Source organism: Duganella sp. CT11-25 (assembly GCF_047302815.1).
In the GTDB taxonomy this organism is placed as follows: Bacteria; Pseudomonadota; Gammaproteobacteria; order Burkholderiales; family Burkholderiaceae_D; genus Rugamonas.
In genome coordinates, this window is record NZ_JBKBFD010000001.1 from 5466426 (window position 1) to 5488574 (window position 22149).

22 protein-coding genes and 1 riboswitch are annotated in these 22149 nt (G+C 65.0%); of the genes, 16 read left to right on the forward strand and 6 right to left on the reverse strand.

What is annotated here, in order from left to right:
• Window positions 1-35 precede the first annotated feature (35 nt).
• Window positions 36-803 (forward strand): SDR family oxidoreductase, encoded by a 768-nt coding sequence (locus ACEN9F_RS23590; protein ID WP_413423870.1) that lies wholly within the window; start codon window positions 36-38, stop codon window positions 801-803.
• Here the strand turns inward: ACEN9F_RS23590 and ACEN9F_RS23595 are convergent, their stop codons facing one another.
• Window positions 804-1175, reverse strand: a complete 372-nt coding sequence (locus ACEN9F_RS23595) for a YbaN family protein (RefSeq protein WP_413423872.1) — start codon at window positions 1173-1175, stop codon at window positions 804-806.
• 70 nt (window positions 1176-1245) lie between these two features.
• Between ACEN9F_RS23595 and ACEN9F_RS23600 the strand changes: the two genes are divergently transcribed.
• Window positions 1246-2007: a ThuA domain-containing protein gene (locus tag ACEN9F_RS23600; protein WP_413423874.1), complete on the forward strand. Its 762-nt coding sequence runs from the start codon at window positions 1246-1248 to the stop codon at window positions 2005-2007.
• 4 nt (window positions 2008-2011) lie between these two features.
• Here ACEN9F_RS23600 and ACEN9F_RS23605 read toward each other — a convergent pair whose 3' ends face one another.
• The 3 genes from ACEN9F_RS23605 to ACEN9F_RS23615 all read right to left on the reverse strand — a co-directional run bounded on the left by ACEN9F_RS23605 (window position 2012) and on the right by ACEN9F_RS23615 (window position 5309).
• Window positions 2012-3157, reverse strand: coding sequence for an OmpA family protein (locus tag ACEN9F_RS23605; protein WP_413423875.1), 1146 nt, complete (start codon window positions 3155-3157; stop codon window positions 2012-2014).
• A 25-nt stretch (window positions 3158-3182) separates the two neighbouring features.
• Window positions 3183-4697: an ice-binding family protein gene (locus ACEN9F_RS23610; protein WP_413423877.1), complete on the reverse strand. Its 1515-nt coding sequence runs from the start codon at window positions 4695-4697 to the stop codon at window positions 3183-3185.
• A gap of 171 nt (window positions 4698-4868) precedes the next feature.
• Window positions 4869-5309 carry a DUF2147 domain-containing protein gene (locus tag ACEN9F_RS23615; RefSeq protein ID WP_413423879.1) on the reverse strand — a complete coding sequence of 147 codons (441 nt, stop codon included), beginning with the start codon at window positions 5307-5309 and terminating at the stop codon, window positions 4869-4871.
• Window positions 5310-5418: 109 nt separating this feature from the next.
• Between ACEN9F_RS23615 and ACEN9F_RS23620 the strand changes: the two genes are divergently transcribed.
• Both ACEN9F_RS23620 and ACEN9F_RS23625 read left to right on the forward strand, forming a co-directional pair.
• Window positions 5419-6045, forward strand: coding sequence for a transcriptional regulator (locus tag ACEN9F_RS23620; protein WP_413423881.1), 627 nt, complete (start codon window positions 5419-5421; stop codon window positions 6043-6045).
• Between the two features lie 18 nt (window positions 6046-6063).
• Window positions 6064-7029, forward strand: coding sequence for a threo-3-hydroxy-L-aspartate ammonia-lyase (locus tag ACEN9F_RS23625; RefSeq protein ID WP_413423883.1), 966 nt, complete (start codon window positions 6064-6066; stop codon window positions 7027-7029).
• Between the two features lie 102 nt (window positions 7030-7131).
• Here ACEN9F_RS23625 and ACEN9F_RS23630 read toward each other — a convergent pair whose 3' ends face one another.
• Window positions 7132-9927, reverse strand: a complete 2796-nt coding sequence (locus tag ACEN9F_RS23630) for a valine--tRNA ligase (protein ID WP_413423885.1) — start codon at window positions 9925-9927, stop codon at window positions 7132-7134.
• A 119-nt stretch (window positions 9928-10046) separates the two neighbouring features.
• Between ACEN9F_RS23630 and ACEN9F_RS23635 the strand changes: the two genes are divergently transcribed.
• Window positions 10047-10862, forward strand: a complete 816-nt coding sequence (locus ACEN9F_RS23635; RefSeq protein WP_413423887.1) for a crotonase/enoyl-CoA hydratase family protein — start codon at window positions 10047-10049, stop codon at window positions 10860-10862.
• Window position 10863: 1 nt separating this feature from the next.
• Complete coding sequence (locus tag ACEN9F_RS23640; protein WP_413423889.1) at window positions 10864-11349, forward strand: N-acetyltransferase family protein; 486 nt, start codon at window positions 10864-10866, stop codon at window positions 11347-11349.
• Window positions 11350-11395: 46 nt separating this feature from the next.
• On the opposite strand, the gene ACEN9F_RS23645 is transcribed toward ACEN9F_RS23640, so the two are convergent.
• Complete coding sequence (locus tag ACEN9F_RS23645) at window positions 11396-11734, reverse strand: hypothetical protein (RefSeq protein WP_413423891.1); 339 nt, start codon at window positions 11732-11734, stop codon at window positions 11396-11398.
• Window positions 11735-12287: 553 nt separating this feature from the next.
• Window positions 12288-12393: riboswitch (TPP riboswitch) on the forward strand.
• Between the two features lie 73 nt (window positions 12394-12466).
• Here ACEN9F_RS23645 and thiC point away from each other — a divergent pair.
• The 10 genes from thiC (at window position 12467) to ACEN9F_RS23695 (ending at window position 22040) form a co-directional block, all read left to right on the forward strand.
• Window positions 12467-14383, forward strand: a complete 1917-nt coding sequence (thiC, locus tag ACEN9F_RS23650) for a phosphomethylpyrimidine synthase ThiC (protein WP_413423893.1) — start codon at window positions 12467-12469, stop codon at window positions 14381-14383.
• A gap of 7 nt (window positions 14384-14390) precedes the next feature.
• A complete protein-coding gene (gene thiS / locus ACEN9F_RS23655; RefSeq protein ID WP_413423895.1) occupies window positions 14391-14594 on the forward strand; it encodes a sulfur carrier protein ThiS in 204 nt (67 codons plus the stop codon).
• 27 nt (window positions 14595-14621) lie between these two features.
• Window positions 14622-15407, forward strand: a complete 786-nt coding sequence (locus tag ACEN9F_RS23660; RefSeq protein ID WP_413423896.1) for a thiazole synthase — start codon at window positions 14622-14624, stop codon at window positions 15405-15407.
• Window positions 15404-16207 (forward strand): bifunctional hydroxymethylpyrimidine kinase/phosphomethylpyrimidine kinase, encoded by an 804-nt coding sequence (thiD, locus tag ACEN9F_RS23665; RefSeq protein ID WP_413423898.1) that lies wholly within the window; start codon window positions 15404-15406, stop codon window positions 16205-16207. The genes ACEN9F_RS23660 and thiD overlap by 4 nt, the downstream gene beginning before the upstream one ends.
• Before the next feature lie 20 nt (window positions 16208-16227).
• Window positions 16228-16869 carry a thiamine phosphate synthase gene (gene thiE / locus ACEN9F_RS23670; RefSeq protein ID WP_413423900.1) on the forward strand — a complete coding sequence of 214 codons (642 nt, stop codon included), beginning with the start codon at window positions 16228-16230 and terminating at the stop codon, window positions 16867-16869.
• Window positions 16870-16931: 62 nt separating this feature from the next.
• Entirely contained in the window at window positions 16932-17561 is a 630-nt protein-coding gene (locus tag ACEN9F_RS23675) for an ANTAR domain-containing response regulator (RefSeq protein WP_413423902.1), read from the forward strand.
• A 204-nt stretch (window positions 17562-17765) separates the two neighbouring features.
• Window positions 17766-18221: a response regulator gene (locus ACEN9F_RS23680; RefSeq protein ID WP_413423904.1), complete on the forward strand. Its 456-nt coding sequence runs from the start codon at window positions 17766-17768 to the stop codon at window positions 18219-18221.
• A gap of 102 nt (window positions 18222-18323) precedes the next feature.
• Window positions 18324-19430 carry an S-(hydroxymethyl)glutathione dehydrogenase/class III alcohol dehydrogenase gene (locus ACEN9F_RS23685; RefSeq protein WP_413423905.1) on the forward strand — a complete coding sequence of 369 codons (1107 nt, stop codon included), beginning with the start codon at window positions 18324-18326 and terminating at the stop codon, window positions 19428-19430.
• A 129-nt stretch (window positions 19431-19559) separates the two neighbouring features.
• On the forward strand, window positions 19560-19742 hold the full coding sequence (locus tag ACEN9F_RS23690) for a hypothetical protein (protein WP_413423907.1): 183 nt from the start codon (window positions 19560-19562) through the stop codon (window positions 19740-19742).
• Window positions 19743-19880: 138 nt separating this feature from the next.
• On the forward strand, window positions 19881-22040 hold the full coding sequence (locus tag ACEN9F_RS23695) for a M56 family metallopeptidase (protein ID WP_413423909.1): 2160 nt from the start codon (window positions 19881-19883) through the stop codon (window positions 22038-22040).
• The last annotated feature ends 109 nt before the right edge of the window (window positions 22041-22149 follow it).

Sequence of the window (22149 nt, forward strand, 5' to 3'; positions counted from 1 at the left end):
CGGCGCTTCCGGCGCTCTCCTACAGGAGAACTACCATGAGCAATACGAACACGATGTCCGGCCGCGTCGCCGTCATCACCGGCGCCTCCAGCGGCATCGGTCTTTCCACCGCAAAACTGCTGGCCGCGCGCGGCGCCAAGGTCGCCGTGCTGGCGCGCCGCCGGAACGTGCTGGAACAACTGGTGGCCGAGATCCGTGAAGCCGGCGGCGAAGCGATGGCGCTGGCGGTCGACGTCACCGACCAGGCGTCGGTGGACGCCGCCGCGGCCGCGGTGGAAAGCGCCTACGGCCCGGCCAATCTGGTCTTCAACAACGCCGGCGTGATGCTGCCGGGCGCCATCGAGGAACGCAATGTCGGCGAATGGGAGCACCAGATCGACCTCAACGTGACCGGCGTGATGCGCGTGATCTCGGCCTTCGTGCCGCAACTGGCCAAGTCGGCCGAAGCCGGCGCCACCGTCGACCTGATCAACACCTCGTCGATCGCCGGCCAGAACATCTATCCCTACTTTGCCGTCTACAGCGCCACCAAGGCTTACGTCAGCCACCTGACCCGCCACCTGCGCGTGGAACTGGGCCCGAAGAACATCCGCGTGTCGATGATCGAACCGGGCATCACGGAGACCGAACTGCAAGGCCACTGGACCTTCCAGGGCGCCAAGGATTGGCTGGCCGGCGCTGGGCAGAGCATGGCGTTCCTGCAGCCTCAGGATATCGCGGAAGTGGTGGGCTTCCTGGCGACACAGCCGAAGCACGTGAATCTGCAACAGGTCGTCGTCATGCCGACCAGGCAGGGCACGTAATTACTTTTCGATGCGCATGGTCGGCACGAAGCGGGTCAGGTAGATGGTCACGCCCGTGCCGATCGCCGCCACCATGAGCTGCAGCGCCAGCCTGTCGTGCAGGCGCCACATCGAATAGCCCATCGAGCTCCACATGAAGATCAGGATCCAGATCTTGCCGCGCAACGGGATGCCTTTGCCGTTCTCGTAGTCGCGCAGGTATTTGCCGAAGACGCGGTTGGTTTGCAGCCAGTTGTGCATCCGCGTCGAACCGCGCGCAAAGCAGGCGGACGCCAACAGCAGGAAGGGCGTGGTGGGCAGCAGCGGCAGGAAGATGCCCAGTACGCCCAGCACCACCGCCAGGCAACCGATCACGTTGAGAATTATTTTCATTTAGCCAAATCGTATCACCTTGGGTTAGACTATGTTGAAATGTTAGCGCTAACTTTCAAAGGAGGAGACGATGAAAAAAATCATGCTGATCGTGCTGGCCTGGCTGGCCATGGGCGTCAACTGCCACGCGGATAACCAGTACAAGCTGCTGGTGCTGGCGATGCCCGGGAAATACCACTACGAGTACATCCCGATCGCGCGTGACAGCCTGGAGACGCTGGCCAAGCTGCATGCCTTCGAGCTGGTGTACACCAACAAGCCGGAAGTCTTCGACGGCGACCTGAGCCAATACGCCGCCGTGATGTTCCTGAACACGCCCGGCGAGGAGCTGAGCGAACCGCGCCGCAAGAAATTCGAGGACTACATGAAGAACGGCGGCAACGCCATGCTGGTGCACCGCGCGTTGATCATTCCGCCGAATACCTGGCCGTGGTTTGAGAAATTGATCGGGCGCCGCGTCGGCAACCATCCGATGCTGCAGACCGGCGTGACCGAGGTGGTCGACAGGAAGTTCCCGGCGACGTATGGCTTGCCGGCGCGCTGGGTGTGGAGCGACGAGTGGTATGTGTTCGACAATCCGTACAACATCAGCATCCATCCGGTGCTGAATGTCGACGAAAGCACCTACGATCCGACCAAGATCTGGCCGGGGCAGGTGTCCAAGGGGATGGGCAAGGATCACCCGGTGGCCTGGTATCACGTGTACGAGAAGGGCCGCGTGTTCGTCACCTCGCTGGGACACAACGGCGAGATGTACCGCGACCCGCAATACCTGGGCCACCTGATGGGCGGCATCTACTGGACCGCCACCGGTAAAGGCATACAGCAGTAGCCGCTTATTTCGTGACGGTGCGGGTGCCGACCACTTCGACGGTCACGCGGCGGTTCCTGGCGCGGCCTTCGGCCGTGCCGTTGTCGGCCAGCGCTTGGGTCTCGCCCTTGCCCTCGGTGTAGACGCGCGCGGCGTCCACGCCTTTGCTCACTAGGTAAGCCTTGACCGCTTCGGCGCGGCGCAGCGACAGTTTCTGGTTGTACTCGTTCGAGCCGACCGAGTCGGTATGGCCGACCGTCACCATCACTTCGGTGTTCATACCTTGCAGCTTGAGCAGCAGGTCGTCGAGCGCGGCCTTGCCGTCCGGCTTGACGGCCGACTTGTCGAAATCAAACAGCGTTTCAGCGGCGAACGAGATTTTTTCCGATGTCGGCTCCGGCGCTTTGGGCGGCGGTGGCGACGGCATCGGCGCTGCAACAGGCGGCGGCGCCGGTTCCGCCGCTGGCGGCGGCACGTACACCGGCGCGCTGTGCGCAGGACGCCCCAGTTTATAGACCAGGCTGACCGACAGCAGATCGACGTCGCCGCGATTGCCGACGGCGTCGTTGACGCGATAACGCTCCACTTCGCCGCGCAGCGCCAGGGCTTCGCTCAGTTTGTATTCCAGGCCCAGGCCGGCCTTGGCGTTGAGCTTGCGCTCGCTATTGTTCGGACCGGTCACCGCCATCAGGCGGTTGCCGCTGAAATGGGTGCTGGCCTTGGCGTAGTTCGCGCCGACCCGGCCCAGCAGCGACAGCCGCTCGCTGAGCGGCAGCTGCGCCAGCAGGTCCAGGTTGGCGCCGCGGAAGCCCGCTTCGCCGTTGAGCACGCCGTTGCCGGAGGTGGTCGAGTTGAAGCTGAATTTACCCAGGTCGAAGTAGCCCAGTTCCAGCGCCAGGTAGCGGTTCAGCTGCTTGCCGACGAACAGCTTGTAGCCGGTGTCGCGCTCGTCCGTGCTGAACGAGGTGACGACGGCGCCGTTGGCGCTCAGGCTGCTGGTCAGGCGCTCCTGGTCGATGTTGCCGCGCGAGCGGCCGACGCCCGCGCCGATGTACCAGGCGCTGTTGGCCCACTCCGGATTGATGAAAGTTTCCTCGGCTTGTGCAACCTGGATGGCGAGCATGGCGCACGCGAGCGCGCTCAATGTTCCTACTGTCTTGGCGATGGTCATGATGATGTCCTTGAAAGGTGAGCGTTTATTTGGCGATCTGGTTGTTGCGCAGCGTGACCGCTGCGGCAGTCAGCACGCGGCCGTTGAGCAGCGTGGTGTTGTCGCCCACCGTGATCGCGGCCGACTGGCCGAGGATGGTGCCTTTGAAGACGCTGTTGGCGCCCAGCGTGGTCGGACCGACCGGCACCCAGTTCACATTGGCCGCGGTGGCGCCATTGGCCAGGGCGACGATCGAGTTGGCCGTCGAGTTGAGCGTCAGCGCGGTGCGGAAGATGTACACGCCGGGACCGTTCAGTGTCACGGTCCCGGTGATGTTGATCGCGCCGGCGTAGCAATACACGCCCGGTGCGAAGGTCTGGCCGCCGAGGTCGATGCCGCCGGCAAAGCTGACGTCGCAGCTGCGGCCGTTGGCGTTGCTGATGGCGGTCTGCAGGTCGGCCAGCGCGCCGGCCAGGATGGCGCCGGATTTGTAGTTGGTGAAGCCTGCGGCCTGGGTTGGATCGACGGTCTGCGACGGCGAACCGACATCGCCGGTGATCAGCGTGGTGCCGCCGGCATTGTTGGTCACCGAAGTGCCGGCCAGGACAGCGAAGTTGGCGGCGCCACCGAGCGGTACGGCCAGCACGACAGGAGGTGGCAGCACCACGGCGCTGACGGTCAGCGCAGCGCTGCCCGATTGTGCGCCGACCGTGGCGGTGATGGTGGTGGTGCCGGCAGCGACACCGGTCGCTAGGCCGGTGGTGGCCACGGTGCCGATGGATGGGCTGTTCGAGCTCCAGACAGCGGTGCCGGTGACGAACGCGGTGGTGTTGTCGGAATAGCTTGCGGTCGCGACGAACTGCTGCAGGCCGCCGATCAGGACGGTCGAAGCGGCCGGCGTGACGGTGATGCCAGTCAGCGTGGCGGCAGGTACGGTGACGGTGGTGGTGGCGCTCTTGCCGCTGCTGGTGACCGTGATGATCGACGTGCCCAGCGCGGCGCCGGTGACCAGGCCGCCGCCGTTGACGGTGGCGCTGGCCGGCGTGGCCGAGACGAAGGTCGAGCTGGCGGTCAGGTCATGGGTGCTCGCATCCGAGTAGGTGCCGATGACGGCCAGCTGGCGCGTGGCGGCAATCTGCACGGTCGGCGCTTGCGGCGTGACGGCGATCGACATCAGTACGGCGGGCGTGACGGTCAGCGTTGCCGAGGCGGTCTTGCCGCTGTAGGCGGCGCTGATGACGGCGCTGCCGACGCCGGCGCCGGTGGCCAGCCCGGTCGTCGCGGCGACCGTGGCGACTGCCGGCGTGGCCGACGTCCAGGCGGCGACTACCGCTTGCGTGGAGCCGTCGCTAAAGGTGGCGTTGGCGGTGAACTGCTGGGTGGCGCCCAGGCCGATGCTCGGCGCGACCGGCGTGACGGCCAGCGAAACCAGCGTTGCCGCCGGCACGCCGAGGATGGGGGCGCGCCCCTGATCGCCGCCGCCGCATCCTGCCAGCAAGGTGGCGGCGAGGAAGCCGATGGAACAAGACAGCGTCTTGGTATATCTCTGCAGGACATTCATGGTGTTTCCTTTGTGCTGAAACCGGTGGAACTACTAGCGGCTTGCGCGGTTTGCGCAAGCCAATAGGCCACGATGTCATGCCGGCCTGCGCCGGTATGTGCGCTGGCGCGCACATCACATTGATACTAGGAAACCTTGTGGAAATTAAACGTCAGACGCTGCGTGGGCGGCTTATTCCTGGCGGACCCACACTTGCGAGCGGCCCAGCATCGGCACGCCGATGTAGCCGCGCACGCTCAGCTTCTTGCCGTTGTCGGTCAGGTGCATCTTGCTTTTGTAGACTTTGCCGTTGTTGGGGTCGAGGATCTCGCCGCCGGCATAGTCGCTGCCATCCTTCTTCAGTCCGGACAGGATCACCATGCCGAGGACCGGCTGGTCCTTGCGGGCGCCCTCGCATTTGTCGCATTTCGGATTCTGCTCTTCGGCCGGCTCGCGGAACAGCTGCTCGATCTTGCCTTGCAGCGCGCCGTTGGTTTCGGTGATGCGGATCAAGGCCTTCGGCTTGCCGCTGACGTCGTCGATGTTTTTCCACAGGCCGACCGGCGAGCTGTCGTCCGCGAAGGCAGGGGCGATGGATAGCGCCGCCGTGATGATGAATGCGAGGAATTTCATGTGCTGTCTCCAGGTTATTTTTTGTCTGACGAGTGTAGCAAATAAATGACCGGTCGTACTATTTTATGCTGAATTGCACGAATTATCTAAAATAAGATAATATGTGTAGATGAAAAAAACGCCCGAACAGCAGAACTTATTGGAACAGATGAAGCAGGTTGCCGACGGCCTCGGCAAGACGCTGGCGCCGTTTTGCGAAGTCGTGCTGCACGACCTCAGCGAGCCTGAGCACGCCATCCTGGCGATCCACAACAACCTGTCCGGCCGCGCGGTCGGCGCGCCGGCCACCGAGCTGGGACTGGCGCGCGCCGCCGATCCGGATTTTGACCAGGTCCTCGCCAACTATCCAAACACCTTCCCGGACGGGCGGCTGGCCAAGAGCACGTCGATCGGCATCAAGGACAGCGAAGGCCGGTATATCGCCGCGCTGTGCATGAACGTCGACCTGACGGTGTTCCGCAGCCTGAACACGATGCTGGCGCAATTCGGCAGCGTCGACACCGAGGCGGCGGTGCAGGAGACCATGCAACCGGCCGGCGCCGACGCCATCCGCCTGCGCATCGACCAATTTGCCGCGCGGCTGGGCACGACGCCGCGCGCCTTGAAGGCCGATGAACGCAAGGCGCTGATGCGCGAGCTGAAAGAAGCCGGCCTGAGCGACGTGCGGCGCGCGATGGACATCGTGGCCGCCTATCTGAACGTATCCCGCGCGACCGTCTACAACGACGCGCGCTAACTCACCACAGGAAAAATCATGAGCGAATTGAACCTCCCCACCTATGCCGATGTGGTCGCCGCCTCGGAACGCATCGCCGGCGTAGCGCATCGCACGCCGGTGCTGACCTCGCGCACCGCCAATGCGGAACTGGGGGCCGAAGTGTTCTTCAAGTGCGAAAACCTGCAGCGCATGGGCGCGTTCAAATTCCGTGGCAGCTACAACGCGCTGGCCAGGTTCGACGCCGGGCAGCGCCGCGCCGGCGTGGTGGCTTTCTCGTCGGGCAATCACGCGCAGGGGATAGCGTTGTCGGCGCAGTTGCTGGGCATCCCGGCGACGATCGTCATGCCGCTGGATGCGCCGGCCTCCAAGATCGCCGCCACGCGCGGCTATGGCGCCACGGTGGTGACCTACGACCGCTACACCGAAGACCGCGAGCAGATCGGCCGCGACCTGGCGCAGAAGCATGGCCTGACGCTGATCCCGCCCTACGACCACGCGGACGTCATCGCGGGGCAGGGCACGGCGGCCAAGGAATTATTCGAGGAAGTGGGCGAGCTGGATTACTTGTTTGTCTGCCTGGGCGGCGGCGGCCTGCTGAGCGGCTCGGCGCTGGCGACGCGGGCGCTGTCGCCCAAGACCCGGCTGTACGGCGTGGAACCGGAAGCGGGCAACGACGGCCAGCAATCCTTCCGCAGCGGCAGCATCGTCCACATCGACACGCCGAAAACGATCGCCGACGGCGCGCAGACGCAGCACCTGGGCCAGCTGACCTTCCCGATCATCCAGCGCGACGTCGACGACATCGTGACGGTCAGCGATGAACAGCTGCGCGCCGAAATGCGCTTCTTCGCCGCGCGCATGAAGATCGTCGTCGAGCCGACCGGTTGCCTGGGCCTGGCCGCCGCGCGCGCGATGAAAGACCAGCTGCAGGGCAAACGTGTCGGCGTCATCATCAGCGGCGGCAACGTCGACATCGAACGCTACGCCGCTTTGCTGGCATAAAAAAATCCGGGGTCAGGTCCAGTTTCACGTCACGGGCTCTGCCGTAGCGGCCGCTACGGCAGAGCCCGTGACGTGAAACTGGACCTGACCCCGGAGTTGCTTTTACGCGGTTGGCAGTTTGGCGAACTGCTCGCGCATCTTGGCCAGCGTGGCCGAGAAGTTGGCGACGCGTTCTTTCTCTTGCGCTACCACTTCGACCGGCGCGCGGGCGACGAAGCTTTCGTTCGAGAGCTTGCCGTTGGCCTTGTTGATCTCGCCTTCGATGCGGGCGATCTCCTTGGCCAGACGCTCGCGCTCGGCCTTGACGTCGATCTCCACTTTCAACATCAGCTTGGTCGTGCCGACGATCGACACGGCGGCCGGCGATTCCGGCAGCGCGTCGAGGATCTGCACTTCGGCCAGCTTGCCCAGCGACTGGATGTACGGCGCGAAGCCTTCCATCGCCGCCTTGTCGGCCGCATTGCCCGGCTCGACGATCAGCGGCACGCGCAGCGACGGCGCCAGCTGCATTTCGCCGCGCAGGTTGCGGGTGGCGTCGGTCAGCGCCTTCAGCTTCTGCATCCATGCCTCGGCCGACTCGTCGATGTTGGCGGTGTTGGCGATCGGGTAGGGCTGCATCATGATCGAGTCGCCGGTCTTGCCGGCCAGCGGCGCGACGGCTTGCCACAGCGCTTCGGTGACGAACGGGATGACCGGATGCGCCAGGCGCAGCACCACTTCCAGCACGCGCAGCAGCGTGTGACGGGTGGCGCGCTGCTGGCCTTCGGTGCCGCTTTGTACCTGCACCTTGGCCACTTCCAGATACCAGTCGCAGTATTCGTCCCAGACGAACTTGTAGATGGTCGAGGCGATGTTATCGAAGCGGTAGTCTTCGAAGCCCTTGGCCACGTCCAGTTCGGCCTTCTGCAGCAGCGAGATGATCCACTTGTCGGCGTTCGACAGGTCGGCGACGCTGGCCGAGCAGTCTTTCTCTTCGGTGTTCATCAGCACGAAGCGCGTGGCGTTCCACAGCTTGTTGCAGAAGTTGCGATAGCCTTCGGCGCGGCCCAGGTCGAAGTTGATGTTGCGGCCCAGCGAGGCGTACGAGGCCATCGTGAAGCGCACGGCGTCGGTGCCGTAGGCGGCGATCCCTTCCGGGAATTCCTTGCGCGTGGCCTTGGCGATCTTCTCGGCCGCTTTCGGGTTCATCAGGCCGGTGGTGCGTTTCTCCACCAGCGCATCGATGCCGATGCCGTCGATCAGGTCGATCGGGTCCAGCGTGTTGCCCTTGGACTTGGACATCTTCTGGCCTTGCGAGTCGCGTACCAGGCCGTGCACGTAGACGGTCTCGAACGGCACCTTGCCCGTGAAGTGCGCGGTCATCATGACCATGCGCGCGACCCAGAAGAAGATGATGTCGAAGCCGGTCACCAGCACCGACGACGGCAGGAAGGCCTTGATGTCAGGCGTTTCTTCCGGCCAGCCCAGGGTCGAGAACGGCACCAGCGCGGACGAGAACCAGGTGTCGAGCACGTCGTTGTCGCGGCGCAGCGGTCCGCTGCTGCCGGCGGCTTGCTGCTTGGCCAGCGCCTCGGCTTCGGTCTTGGCGACGAAGATGTTGCCGGCGTCGTCGTACCATGCCGGGATCTGGTGGCCCCACCACAGCTGGCGCGAGATGCACCAGTCCTGGATGTTGTTCAGCCACTGATTGTAGGTGGTGCTCCAGTTTTCCGGCACGAACTTGATCTCGCCGTTGGCGACTTTGTCCAGCGCGGTCTCGGCGATCGATTTGCCCGGGAAGAAGGTGCCTTCCGGCGCCGGCTTGCTCATGGCGACGAACCACTGGTCGGTCAGCATCGGTTCGATGACGACGCCGGTGCGGTCGCCGCGCGGCACCATCAGCTTGTGCGGCTTGACTTGCTCCAGCAGGCCGAGCGCGTCCAGGTCGGCGACGATCTGCTTGCGGGCCACGAAGCGGTCCATGCCGCGATAGGCTGCCGGCGCTTCGTCGTTGATCTTGGCTTCCAGGGTCATGATCGTCAGCAGCGGCAGCTTGTGGCGCTGGCCGACGGCGTAGTCGTTCATGTCGTGCGCAGGGGTGATCTTGACGCAGCCGGTGCCGAATTCCTTGTCGACGTATTCGTCGGCGATGATCGGGATCTCGCGCTCCGACAGCGGCAGTTTCAGCATCTTGCCGACCAGCGGCAGGTAGCGCTCGTCGGTCGGATCGACGGCCACGGCGACGTCGCCCAGCATCGTCTCGGGACGGGTGGTGGCCACGGTCAGCGAGCCGCTGCCATCGGCCAGCGGGTACTTGATGTACCACATCGAGCCGTCTTCTTCCTCGGACACCACTTCCAGGTCGGAGACGGCGGTGCCCAGCACCGGATCCCAGTTGACCAGGCGCTTGCCGCGGTAGATCAGGCCCTGCTCGTGCAGGCGCACGAAGACGTCGGTGACGACCTTCGAGCGCGGCTCGTCCATCGTGAAGTATTCGCGCTGCCAGTCCGGCGAGGCGCCCAGGCGGCGCATCTGGCCGGTGATGGTGGAGCCGGATTTCTCTTTCCACTCCCAGACTTTTTCCACGAACTTTTCGCGGCCCAGGTCGTGGCGCGAGATTTTCTGCGCGTCCAGCTGGCGCTCGACGACGATCTGCGTCGCGATGCCGGCGTGGTCGGTGCCCGGGATCCAGGCGGTGTTGTGGCCCAGCATACGGTGGTAGCGGGTCAGGCCGTCCATGATGGTCTGGTTGAAGGCATGGCCCATGTGCAGGGTGCCGGTCACGTTCGGCGGCGGCAGCTGGATGCTGAAAGAAGGCTTGCCGGCGTCGAGGGTGGCGGCGTAGTAACCGCGCTGCTCCCACTCGGTGCGCCAGAATTGTTCAATGTCGGCAGGCTCGAAAGACTTGGCTAATTCCATGATTTGGCTGATATATTTTATAAATGCGTTTGCGAAAACAGCCATTATAGATGACACAGCCCCTGCTGCGTATTATTGCGGCAGTGTCAAAATACTAATTTTGCACCAAGGAGACAGCAATGCCCGACTTTGAAACCGTGACCGTCAGCGTGGACGACCGCATCGCCACCGTGCGCCTGAACCGCCCGGACAAGCTGAACGCCATGAATCTGGCGATGTGGAACGATATCCGCAGCGCTTTCCAGTACATCGATGCGACGCCGGAGATCCGGGTGGCGATCCTGGAAGGGGAGGGCAAGGCCTTCACCGCCGGCATCGACCTGCAGATGATGATGGGCCTGGGCGCGCAGATCCAGAACGATTGCGACGGCCGCACGCGCGAAAACCTGCGCCGCATCATCCTCGACCTGCAGGACACGCTGACCAGCCTGGAGCGCTGCCGCAAGCCGGTGCTGGCCGCCGTGCACGGCGCTTGCGTCGGCGGCGGCATCGACCTGATCTGCTGCGCCGACATGCGTTATTGCTCGGCCGACGCCTGGTTCACCATCAAGGAAATCGATATCGGCATGACCGCCGACGTCGGCACGCTGCAGCGCCTGCCCAAGCTGATCGGCGAGGGCATGGCGCGCGAGCTGGCCTACACCGCGCGCAAGGTCGACGCGGCCGAGGCGAAAGAGATGCGCCTGGTCAACCGCGTGTTCGCGTCGCCGGAAGCCTTGCGCGCCGGTGTGCGCGAGATCGCCGCGACGATCGCCGCCAAGGCGCCGCTGGCGATCCGCGGCGTCAAGGAAATGATCACCTACGCGCGCGATCACACGGTGGCCGACGGCCTCAATTACAACGCGACGTGGAATGCCGCCATGTTGTTGTCCGCCGATTTGCAAGCGGCAATGATGGCCGGCATGAGCAAGTCCGCGCCCGAGTTCAAGGATTAAGATGGAGATACGAGCCACAGCGGCGGACGACTGGGCCGTCCTCAAGGAGATCCGCTTGGCCGCGCTGCTTGACGCGCCAACCGCCTTCGGCGTGAGCTATGCCACCGCCGCCGGCCAAAGCGACGCGCAATGGCGCGAGCGCGCCGCCGGCGGCCGCATCGAATTCCTGCTGGCGTTCGTGGATGGCGTCGCTGTAGGCATGATCGGCGGCGGCACCAGCGCGGCAACAGCCGAATACAACCTGATCGCCATGTGGGTCAAACCGGAGTACCGGGGAAGCGGCGGCGCCGCGCGGCTGGTGGAAGCGATCAAGGCCTGCGCCGCCGCACAGGGGCACACGCGTATCGTGCTGGACGTGGCGCCGGAAAACGCCAGGGCGGCCGCGTTCTATCGGAGGCAGGGTTTCGTCTTCCTGCCGGAGTGGGAGCCGCTCGCCAGCCACCCCGAAATCCAGGTACAAAAAATGGAATGGCGCAACGGGCGCTAACGACTGTACCTCCATCCATCGGTCGCGAAAAGAAGCAATCGACGTTTTAAAACGGTATCGGGCACGACGACACCGTCGGTTGGCCGAAGCCAGCCAAGCCCGACCTGGGGTCGCTATTGGCGGAAATGCTGCCCTTGTCGGGGAAATACAAACAGTGCTCGCCCATCGCCGTTGTGACCCGGTAGATGCGCCTTGGATCATTGGGTGCGCTAATCAGCTCGGTACGCGCTGCCTGGAACCACTTTGGTTTCACTGCCGCATGCGCCGCCTCCAGCCCGCGGCTCAAACGCGCACGAGGTGTGTCGGGAGGGGCGGAAAATTCCTGTCGATGCTCGGCGCGTAATTGGCGGTCAATTGCGCCAACTGCTTTCAGCGCTTGTTGCATTGAGTCAGCTGGCGGTGTGCTTTCCGCCTTTTTCGTTATCGCTGCGTCCCCAAGTAGCGCTCGCTCCTCGGGACTTTCGGGTGTCTGCATCTGTGGAGCCTGAATGCCTGGCGCGACCGAAGAAGGCGATGCCACCGGCGGCTCCGTCGCGCGCGGTGATACCCGGCCCGCAGCATCCAGTTGTGGTGCGCGGACAGGTTCAGACACAGGATTTTTGTGAAGCGACATCGGCGGCGGCTTGGAATGCGCCAGCTGTACCCAGACCCGATTGTCGGGCGCCACAAGGCGAGGCACCGGGCGAGTGGCCATCCACAGCAACGCCAGGTGCGGCAGCAGAACCAATGCAATACGGACTGCAGCCCGACGTTGCAGTTGTCCTCGCCTCAATTCCATAGCTGCAGATGCTAGTGTGAACAATATCGTCTTCCCTTGCGTTCTTCCATACGGCCCATCTTACGTGTTTTCCACTTGGGAATATGCTTTTTGTAGGGGGGAGCGGAATCAGTTGGTAAAAATGAGAGGCAAGGTTATAATCGTCCGGCTGCCGCAAGGTGGCAAACGCTAGGGGTCCTGCAAATCGCAATGCGATGCGCGGGTGAGAAATACCCTCCGAACCTGATCTGGATAATGCCAGCGAAGGGAAGCTTAGGATATCGCCGCCGCCAATCCATCTTCAGGCACGGTGTTATCCAACCTCCTTTGCTGGCTCCTGTAGCCAACAAAGGAGCCAAAATGAACGCCAACCCGAAATTCCTGTCCGCCACCGCCACCGTGGATGAGGCAGCGGTCCAACCCTTACCCAATTCCCGCAAGGTCTACGTCGAAGGCAGCCGCCCCGATATCCGTGTGCCGATGCGTGAAATCACGCAAGCCGATACGCCCGCATCGTTCGGCTTCGAGGCCAATCCGCCGATCTACGTCTACGACACCTCGGGCCCGTACACCGACCCGGACGCGACGATCGACATCCGCTCCGGCCTGGCCGCCACGCCGCGCCTGCCGTGGATACTGGAACGCGACGACACCGAGGAACTGGACGGTCCGACCTCCGAATACGGCCAGGCGCGCCTGGCCGATCCGGCCCTGGCCGAGCTGCGCTTCAACCTGCACCGCAAGCCGCGCCGCGCCCGCGACGGCAAGAACGTGACGCAGATGCACTATGCGCGCCAGGGCATCATCACGCCCGAGATGGAGTTCGTGGCGATCCGCGAAAACCTGCGCCGCCAGGAATACCTGGAAAACCTGAAGAACTCCGGCCCGATGGGCCAGCGCCTGGCCGACCTGATGGGCCGCCAGCATCCGGGCCAATCGTTCGGCGCCAGCATCCCGGCCACCATCACGCCGGAATTCGTGCGCGAGGAAATCGCCCGCGGCCGCGCCATCATCCCGGCCAACATCAACCACCCGGAAATCGAACCGATGATCATCGGCCGCAACTTCCTCGTGAAGATCAACGCCAACATCGGCAACTCGGCCGTGACCTCGTCGATCGGCGAAGAAGTCGAGAAGATGACCTGGGCCATCCGCTGGGGCGGCGACAACGTCATGGACTTGTCGACCGGCAAGCATATCCACGAAACCCGCGAGTGGATCATCCGCAACAGCCCGGTACCGATCGGCACCGTGCCGATTTACCAGGCGCTGGAAAAGGTCAACGGCAAGGCCGAGGACCTGACCTGGGAAATCTACCGCGACACGCTGATCGAGCAGGCGGAGCAGGGCGTCGACTACTTCACCATCCACGCCGGCGTGCTGCTGCGCTACGTGCCGATGACGGCCAAGCGCCTCACCGGCATCGTCTCGCGCGGCGGTTCCATCATGGCCAAGTGGTGCCTGGCGCATCACAAGGAATCCTTCCTGTACACGCACTTCGAGGAGATCTGCCAGATCATGAAGGCCTACGACGTCTCGTTCTCGCTGGGCGACGGCCTGCGTCCCGGCTCGATCTACGACGCCAACGACGAGGCGCAACTGGGCGAGCTGAAAACGCTGGGCGAGCTGACCCAGATCGCCTGGAAGCACGACGTGCAGGTGATGATCGAAGGCCCCGGCCACGTGCCGATGCAGCTGATCAAGGAGAACATGGACCTGCAGCTGGAGCAGTGCCACGAGGCGCCGTTCTACACGCTGGGCCCGTTGACCACCGATATCGCGCCGGGCTACGACCACATCACCTCCGGCATCGGCGCCGCGCAGATCGGCTGGTACGGCACGGCCATGCTGTGCTACGTGACGCCGAAGGAACACCTCGGCCTGCCCGACAAGAACGACGTCAAGGACGGCATCATCACCTACAAGATCGCCGCCCACGCGGCCGACCTGGCCAAGGGCCATCCGGGCGCGCAGATCCGCGACAACGCGCTGTCCAAGGCGCGCTTCGAGTTCCGCTGGGACGACCAGTTCAACATCGGCCTCGATCCCGACAAGGCGCGCGAATTCCACGACGAGACCTTGCCCAAGGATTCGGCCAAGGTGGCGCACTTCTGCTCGATGTGCGGACCGCATTTCTGCTCGATGAAGATCACCCAGGAGGTGCGCGAGTATGCGGCGGCCAACGGCATGTCCGACGGCGCGGCGCTGCAGCAGGGCATGCAGGTCAAGGCGGTGGAGTTCATCAAGAACGGCGCCGAGCTGTATCGCAAGCTGTGAGGCCGGCATGATCAGCATTGAATTGAACGGCGCGCCGCACCAGGTGCCGCCGCGGCAAACGCTGGATCAACTGGTGGACGCGCTGTCGCTGACGGGGCAGGCGCTGGCGCTGGCGGTCAACCGCTCGGTGGTGCCGCGCCAGCAGTGGCCGCGGCGCGAGCTGCAGCCGCTGGACAAAGTGGATATCGTGCGCGCCATCGGCGGCGGTTAATCGGCAAAAACGCAACAAGGAGCCAACATGAGCAATCAAGACGTTTTGACTATCGCAGGCAAGGCCTACGCATCGCGGCTGCTGGTCGGCAGCGGCAAGTACAAGGACCTGCAGCAGACCCGCGAGGCGACCGACGCCGCCGGGGCGGAAATCATCACCGTGGCGATCCGCCGCGTCAACATCGGCCAGGATCCGAAGGCGCCCAGCCTGCTGGACGTGCTGCCGCCGTCGCAATACACCATCCTGCCCAACACGGCCGGCTGCTACAACGCCAAGGATGCGATCTACACGCTGCAGATGGCGCGCGAACTCTTGAACGGCCACAAGCTGGTCAAGCTGGAAGTGCTGGGCGACGAGCGGACCTTGTTCCCGCACATGCCGGAAACGCTGGTCGCCGCCGAGGCGCTGGTCAAGGACGGCTTCGACGTCATGGTCTACTGCAGCGACGATCCGATCCAGGCCAAGATCCTGGAAGACATCGGCTGCGTCGCCGTGATGCCGCTGGCGTCGCTGATCGGCTCCGGCATGGGCATCCTCAATCCGTGGAACCTGTCGCTGATCATCGACCAGGCCAAGGTGCCGGTGCTGGTCGACGCCGGCGTGGGCACCGCGTCCGACGCCGCCATCGCCATGGAACTGGGCTGCGACGGCGTGCTGATGAACACCGCCATCGCCGGCGCGCGGGATCCGGTGCGCATGGCGCGCGCCATGAAGCTCGGCGTGCAGGCCGGCCGCGAGGCCTACCTGGCCGGCCGCATCGCCCGCAAGTTCGCGGCGTCGCCATCGTCGCCGATGGCGGGCCGGCTGGCATGACCGGCGCCGCTCCGGTGCGGCGGCCATGCGTGCTGGTGTTCGCCGGGCTCGATCCGTCCGGCGGCGCCGGCATCGTGGCCGATGCGCAGGCGGTGGCGGCGCAGGGCGCGCATGCGCTCACCGTCGCCACCGCGCTGACGGTGCAGGACAACGACCGCGTCTACGGCGTGCAGCCGGTCGATCCCGGCATGCTGCTGCGCCAGGCGCAGGCGCTGATCGAGAAGATGGAGATCGGCGCCGTCAAGATCGGCATCACCGGCAGCGCCGCCAACGCGCTGGCGATCGCCGAGCTGATCGCGCGGCTGCGCCTGCGCCGGCCGGAGCTGCCGGTGGTGCTGGATCCGGTGCTGGCCAGCGGCCACGGCGACCTGCTGTCGCGCGACGACGCGGCGCAGGCCCTGGCGCCCTTGCTGCCGTTGACGACGGTGCTGACGCCGAACGGACCGGAGGCGCAGGCGCTCAGCGACGCCACGCAAGCGGCCCCGCAGGCGCAAGCCTTGCTGGCGCGCGGCTGCCGCCACGTGCTGATCACCGGCGGCCACGGCGATGGCGAGGCAGTCGTCAACCGCTGGTTCGGGCCGGGCGCGGACGCCCGGCAGCCCGGCCAGCGCAGCTGGAACTGGACGCGGCTGGACGGCGCCTTCCACGGCAGCGGCTGCACGCTGGCTTCGGCCATCGCCGGCCAGCTGGCCTTGGGCCTGCCGACCGCTGTCGCGCTGGAACAGGCGCAGCACTATGTCTACGTCGCGTTGCGCGACGCCTACACCGTCGCACCGGGACAACGCATCCCGCTGCGCTAACCTTTTTAAAGGAACGCATCATGCAAGGACTTTACCTGGTCACCCCCAACTGGGACGACACCGCCCGCCTGCTGGACCTGAGCGAGCAGGCGCTGGCCGCCGCCCCGTCCGGTCCCGGAGGCATCGCCATGCTGCAATACCGTCACAAGGAAGCCGGCCCGGCGCTGCGCGAGGAACAGGCCGGCGCGCTGCTGGCGCTGTGCCGGCGCTACGGCGTGCCGTTCATCGTCAACGACTACGTCAAGCTGTGCGTGCAAACCGGCGCCGACGGCGTCCACCTCGGCGGCACCGACGCCGAGGTGGCGCAGGTGCGCGCGCTGCTCGGGCCTGACAAGATCATCGGCGCCTCCTGCTACGGCGACTTGCCGCGCGCGCTCGATGCGCAGGCGGCCGGCGCCAGCTACGTCGCCTTCGGCGGTTTCTATCCGTCGCGGGTCAAGCAATACGCGGTGACGACCCAGCTGGACATCCTCGACCAGGCACGCGAGCTGATCCGCGTGCCGAACGTGGTGATCGGCGGCATGACGCCGGAAAACGCCGCGCCGCTGGTGGCGCGCGGGGCGGACATGGTGGCGGCCATCAGCAGTGTCTATCAAGCCGAAAGCGTCGCGGCGGCGGTCGGCCGGTTCGCCGCGCTTTTTACGGGTCAAGAAAACGCTTGAAGCGCGGATGCTTTTCCGTCTTATAATTGGGGCGTTAGCAATAGCCAAAGGTTGCAGCCCCCATGAGCGTATCTTCCAGCCCGAAGCGCCTGATTCTTATCGTCGACGACGATCAACTGCTGCTCGACTTCCTCGGTGAAGTCCTCGGCCACGCCGGTTACGACGTGCTCAAAGCCGCATCGGCGGAACAAGCCCTGCAGTTCATCGCCCAGCGCGAACCCGACCTGGCCCTGCTGGATATCCACATGCCCGGCATGAACGGCCTGGAACTGGCCAAGCAACTGCATGCCACCAGCTCCGTGCCGTTCATGTTCCTGTCCGGCCGCGGCGACGCCGACGCCGGCAAGCAGGCCGCCTCCTATGGCGCGGTCGGCTTCCTGGTCAAGCCGGTCGACGAAAAGCACCTGATGCCCGCGTTCGCCGCCGGCCTGGCGCGCGCCGACGAGATCCGCCAGCTGCGCCGTACCGAGCTGAACCTGAATGCGGCGCTGGCCGCCGGCCGCGAAACCAGCCTGGCCGTCGGCCTGCTGATGTGTAAATTCCAGACCGACCGCAACACCGCCTTCGAGGTGCTGCGCGACCATGCCCGCTCCAACCGGCGCAAGGTCAATGAAGTGGCCGACCAGTTGCTGGCGGCCGAGGAAACATTGAATAGTTTGCATGCCGCCTTCAGCCAGCGTCTGAAAAAGTAAACGCGGCAAGCAATTTTTCTTGTCTAACGGCATTTTTGTTATACACTTCTACCTATCGGCGGCGGATCTACGTTATTCCCCCGCCCGATAGTGCGGCAAGGCCTCCAACCTGCACTTGCCGCCGCCTTGGCCGCCTGTTCCCTGCGCCATCCCCGATTCCTTCGGCCCAACTCCGCCGACCTTGTTTTGTTTGCGGAGACCATCATGACCAACGATTTTGCGAGCGACACCTATCGTCCTTTCACCGATCAGGAAGGCGGCGGCGCCATCGGCTTTTCCATTTTCGCGGCCGCGCCGCGGGTGCTGCATGTCGATAGCGACCACGACGCCGCCCTGGTGCTGGCCGCGCTGCTGGTGCCCGAAACCCAGGTGACCCACGTTCCGACCATGGCCGCGGCGCTGGCGCTGCTGCAGAACGAGCAGTTCGCGCTGGTGGTGCTGGACCCGGACCTGCCCGACGGCGACGGCGCCGACCTGCTGCCGCACCTGCGCCAGCGGCACGCCGGCGCCCGTGTGCTGGTGTATTCGGCGCGCCATCCCGAGCATCACCAGGCCGGCAGCGCCTTCCTGCCCAAGCCATGGACCTCGCCGCGCCAGCTGTGGCGCACGGTGTCCGAGCTGCTGGCCATCGGGCCGGGCATGCCGGCCGAGCCGCAATAGCCTGGGCGGCACCACAGATCGTCCCCGGCTTGTTATCATGGGGGACCACCGGAACGGCACGCCGTTCCGGTACTCCCGAACAATGCAGCCAGAGGACGAACAATGAAAACCAAAGCAGCCATTGCATGGCAGGCGGGCAAGCCGCTGACGATCGAGGAAGTCGAGCTGGGCGGTCCGCGCGAAGGCGAAGTGCTGGTCGAGATCAAGGCCACCGGCATTTGCCACACCGATTACTACACCCTGTCCGGCGCCGATCCGGAAGGCATCTTCCCGGCCATCCTCGGCCATGAGGGCGCGGGCGTGGTGGTCGACGTCGGCCCCGGCGTCAAGTCGCTGAAGAAGGACGACCACGTCATTCCGCTGTACACGCCGGAGTGCCGCCAGTGCAAGTTCTGCCTGTCGCAAAAGACCAACCTGTGCCAGTCGATCCGCTCGACCCAGGGCCGCGGCCTGATGCCGGATGCCACCAGCCGCTTCTCCATCGACGGCAAGCCGATCTACCACTACATGGGCACGTCGACCTTCTCGAACTACATCGTGGTGCCGGAAATCGCGCTGGCCAGGATCCGCGAAGACGCGCCGTTCGACAAGGTGTGCTACATCGGTTGCGGCGTCACCACCGGCGTCGGCGCGGTGCTGTTCACCGCCAAGGTGGAAGCGGGCGCCAACGTGGTCGTGTTCGGCCTGGGCGGCATCGGCCTGAACGTGATCCAGGCCGCCAGGATGGTGGGCGCCGACAAGATCATCGGCGTCGACATCAACCCGGCCCGCCAGGAGATGGCGCGCAAGTTCGGCATGACCCACTTCATCAATCCGAACGAAGTGGACAACGTGGTCGACACCATCATCCAGCTGACCGACGGCGGCGCCGACTACTCGTTCGAGTGCATCGGCAACACCACCACCATGCGCCAGTCGCTGGAGTGCTGCCACAAGGGCTGGGGCCAGTCGATCATCATCGGCGTGGCGGCGGCGGGGCAGGAGATCTCCACCCGGCCGTTCCAGCTGGTCACCGGCCGGGTGTGGAAGGGTTCCGCCTTCGGTGGCGCGCGCGGCCGCACCGACGTGCCGAAGATCGTCGACTGGTATATGGAGGGCAAGCTCAATATCGACGACCTGATCACCCACCGCCTGAAGCTGGAAGACATCAACCAGGGCTTCGACCTGATGAAGAGCGGCGAGTCGATCCGCTCGGTCGTGATCTACTGACGTTCCGTCGCGACGATGTGCGCCTTGCTCCGCCAAAGCTGCATTTCGTCGCAATCCGCAGGCACCCGGCGGCATGTTTGTCTACAGTGGAGTCATCGAAGCAAGGCTCACCACTGAAGGAGAAACATCATGAACGTACTGAAAAACATGGAAATCATCTTCGTTGCCAGCGCCGTCATCCTGTGCGCCACCGGCTACGCCAGCGCCGAAGTGCGCGCCACCCCGGCCATCGATTCCGGCTCGGTCAAGATGGCGGTAGTCGACGGCGTGAAGATGCCGGTCGTGACCATCAGCGCCAAGCGCGCGCATTAAGATGATCGCTGCCGAAGCATGAATGTAGAAAAAAAGTTCTAGACATCGCAATCTAGATAATTTATTCTACATCCATCAACTGGGAGTGCGGCATGAAACAACCACGCATCAACACGAATTCACAGCCGGCAGGCGCTCATGGGTAGCATGCTGCCGGCTTTGGTGCCCGCCATCGGCTGGGCGCTGCTGCACTTCATCTGGCAAGGCCTGCTGATAGGCTGGGGCGTGACGCTGGCGATGTATCTGCTGCGCGGCGCCCGCCCGCAGACCCGCTACGCCGTCGCCTGCGGCGGCATGCTGCTGTGTGCGGCGCTGCCGCTGACCAGCATCCTGATGCACCTGGCCGGCGCCGATGCCGGCGCCGCGCTCGCCGCCTCGGTCCCGGCTGCCGGGCAGGGCGCCGCCGCCGCCGGGCTGAGCGCCGCCGGCGCCGTCCAGGGCGCGGCCATCATGACCATCCCGGCGTTGTTCGACGACGGCACCCTCGCCGCCGCGGAGAGCGTCCTGCGCCGCCAACTGCCCTGGATCGTCGGCCTGTGGCTGGCAGGCGCCGCGCTGATGTCGCTGCGGCTGGCGATCGGCCTCAAGTGGGTGGCCGAGCACACCCGTCCCGGCGAATACACCGTCAATCACTATTGGCAGCGCCGCTTGTCCGAGCTGGCGCGCCGCTTCGGCATCGATGCGCATGTGCGGCTGGGCGTGGCCGAACGGCTCGACAGCCCGATCACCGCCGGCTGCTGGAAGCCCATCGTGCTGGTGCCGGCCGCGCTGGTCACCGGCATGCCGCCCGATCTGCTGGAAGCGTTGCTGGCGCATGAACTGGCGCACATCAAGCGCCAGGACTACCTGGTCAACCTCATACAAAGCGCGATCGAGATCGTGCTGTTCTATCACCCTAGTGTTTGGGCCTTGTCGCGCAGGATACGGATCGAGCGGGAACAAATCGCCGACGACCTGGCAGTCGCCACGCTGGGCCAGCCGCAAAAGCTGGCGCAAGCCCTGTCGGAACTGGATCGATTCCAGTTCGCCACCACACAACTAGCCCACGCGGCTCATGGAGGAAATCTCATGTCTCGTATCAAACGCCTGCTGCGTCCCGATGTTGAACCGGTCAGTTGGAAGATGGCCTTGCCGCTGATCGGCCTGTGCGCCGCCGGCGCCGTGTTTTACGCCCACGCCGCGCCGCAGCCGCCGGCCGTTCCCGAACCGCCTGCGCCACCTGCGGTGGTGGAGGCCGCCGAGCCGCCTGAGCCTCCCGCGCTGGTAGCGCCGGCTCCCCCGCCAGCGCCGCCAGCGCCAGCAGCCCGGCCGGCGCCGAAGGCTCCGCCCGCGCCGGTCGCCCCCGCCGCTGTCCCGGCACGGGCTGCGCGGCCGGCCCCTGCCGCAGTTCCCGCAATCGCCGCGCTGCCCGCACCGGTCGCTGTACCTGCGCTGCCGGCGCTGGTGGCGCCGGCTCCTCCAGCGGCGCCTGCTGCGCCCCAACTGGTATTGAAGCCGGGCGCCCGTACCATACAGTACCAGCAGATGACCATGAGCGACCGCGATCCGGGCCTGACCTACGCGCTGGTTCCGCATGACAGCGACCGCATGATCGTTTCCGCCACGCACAAGGATCTGGGCGTCATCGCCGATATGCGCCAGGCCTTCAAGAGCGATTTCATCTGGTTCCGCGAAGGCGACAAGGCCTATGTGATCCAGGATCCCGCGATTGTGGCCAAGGCCAGCGAAGCCTGGGAGCCGTCCAACCGCATCAGCAAGGTGATGGACGAGCAGGGCAAGAAAATGGATGGCCACGGCAAGGTCATGGACGCCATCGGCGCGCGGATGGATGCCAAGTCCCGCGACGCCGCAAATGGCCCAACGCGCGAAATGGAGCGTCAGCATCGCCAGGTTGAGCAACTGGGGCGCCAGCAGGAAGCCATAGGCCGCCGGATGGAGCGGGCCGCACGTGACGTCGAAAGCGACCCGAGTCCGGAGAAAATGCGCAAATTCCGCGAGCAGCAGGCAGCGCTGCAAGCGGAAATGGCGCCGCTGAGCAAGCAGATGGCGCAGCTCAGCCGCGAGATCGCCGCGCAAGGCGTGAAGATCCAGCAGGCGCAGGAACCGATGCGCGCGCTGGGCCGCGAAATGGCCGAAGCCGGCAAGCCGATGGCCGAACTGGGCAAGCGCATGGAAGAACTGGGCCGCGAGCAAGCCAAAGCCAGCCGCGAAGCCGAAGTCACGCTGAAAGCGCTGATCCGCGAAGCGGTCAAGAACGGCAAAGCCACCCCCGCCCCGGCACCAGCCCCGTCCGCCTAAAATCCGGGGTCAGGTCCAGAACCCGGACACGAGCTCAACTTTTACCTCGCTACAGATCAGCCCGTGTCCTCGTTCTGGACCTGACCCCGGAGTTTCCGGAGGTTCTGCC

Bases quoted from the DNA above. Each gene is read 5' to 3' on its own strand.
- ACEN9F_RS23590 (WP_413423870.1), top strand. From the start codon at position 36: ATGAGCAATACGAACACGATGTCCGGCCGCGTCGCCGTCATCACCGGC.
- ACEN9F_RS23595 (WP_413423872.1), bottom strand. From the start codon at position 1,175: ATGAAAATAATTCTCAACGTGATCGGTTGCCTGGCGGTGGTGCTGGGC.
- ACEN9F_RS23600 (WP_413423874.1), top strand. From the start codon at position 1,246: ATGAAAAAAATCATGCTGATCGTGCTGGCCTGGCTGGCCATGGGCGTC.
- ACEN9F_RS23605 (WP_413423875.1), bottom strand. From the start codon at position 3,157: ATGACCATCGCCAAGACAGTAGGAACATTGAGCGCGCTCGCGTGCGCC.
- ACEN9F_RS23610 (WP_413423877.1), bottom strand. From the start codon at position 4,697: ATGAATGTCCTGCAGAGATATACCAAGACGCTGTCTTGTTCCATCGGC.
- ACEN9F_RS23615 (WP_413423879.1), bottom strand. From the start codon at position 5,309: ATGAAATTCCTCGCATTCATCATCACGGCGGCGCTATCCATCGCCCCT.
- ACEN9F_RS23620 (WP_413423881.1), top strand. From the start codon at position 5,419: ATGAAAAAAACGCCCGAACAGCAGAACTTATTGGAACAGATGAAGCAG.
- ACEN9F_RS23625 (WP_413423883.1), top strand. From the start codon at position 6,064: ATGAGCGAATTGAACCTCCCCACCTATGCCGATGTGGTCGCCGCCTCG.
- ACEN9F_RS23630 (WP_413423885.1), bottom strand. From the start codon at position 9,927: ATGGAATTAGCCAAGTCTTTCGAGCCTGCCGACATTGAACAATTCTGG.
- ACEN9F_RS23635 (WP_413423887.1), top strand. From the start codon at position 10,047: ATGCCCGACTTTGAAACCGTGACCGTCAGCGTGGACGACCGCATCGCC.
- ACEN9F_RS23640 (WP_413423889.1), top strand. From the start codon at position 10,864: ATGGAGATACGAGCCACAGCGGCGGACGACTGGGCCGTCCTCAAGGAG.
- ACEN9F_RS23645 (WP_413423891.1), bottom strand. From the start codon at position 11,734: ATGCAACAAGCGCTGAAAGCAGTTGGCGCAATTGACCGCCAATTACGC.
- thiC (WP_413423893.1), top strand. From the start codon at position 12,467: ATGAACGCCAACCCGAAATTCCTGTCCGCCACCGCCACCGTGGATGAG.
- thiS (WP_413423895.1), top strand. From the start codon at position 14,391: ATGATCAGCATTGAATTGAACGGCGCGCCGCACCAGGTGCCGCCGCGG.
- ACEN9F_RS23660 (WP_413423896.1), top strand. From the start codon at position 14,622: ATGAGCAATCAAGACGTTTTGACTATCGCAGGCAAGGCCTACGCATCG.
- thiD (WP_413423898.1), top strand. From the start codon at position 15,404: ATGACCGGCGCCGCTCCGGTGCGGCGGCCATGCGTGCTGGTGTTCGCC.
- thiE (WP_413423900.1), top strand. From the start codon at position 16,228: ATGCAAGGACTTTACCTGGTCACCCCCAACTGGGACGACACCGCCCGC.
- ACEN9F_RS23675 (WP_413423902.1), top strand. From the start codon at position 16,932: ATGAGCGTATCTTCCAGCCCGAAGCGCCTGATTCTTATCGTCGACGAC.
- ACEN9F_RS23680 (WP_413423904.1), top strand. From the start codon at position 17,766: ATGACCAACGATTTTGCGAGCGACACCTATCGTCCTTTCACCGATCAG.
- ACEN9F_RS23685 (WP_413423905.1), top strand. From the start codon at position 18,324: ATGAAAACCAAAGCAGCCATTGCATGGCAGGCGGGCAAGCCGCTGACG.
- ACEN9F_RS23690 (WP_413423907.1), top strand. From the start codon at position 19,560: ATGAACGTACTGAAAAACATGGAAATCATCTTCGTTGCCAGCGCCGTC.
- ACEN9F_RS23695 (WP_413423909.1), top strand. From the start codon at position 19,881: ATGGGTAGCATGCTGCCGGCTTTGGTGCCCGCCATCGGCTGGGCGCTG.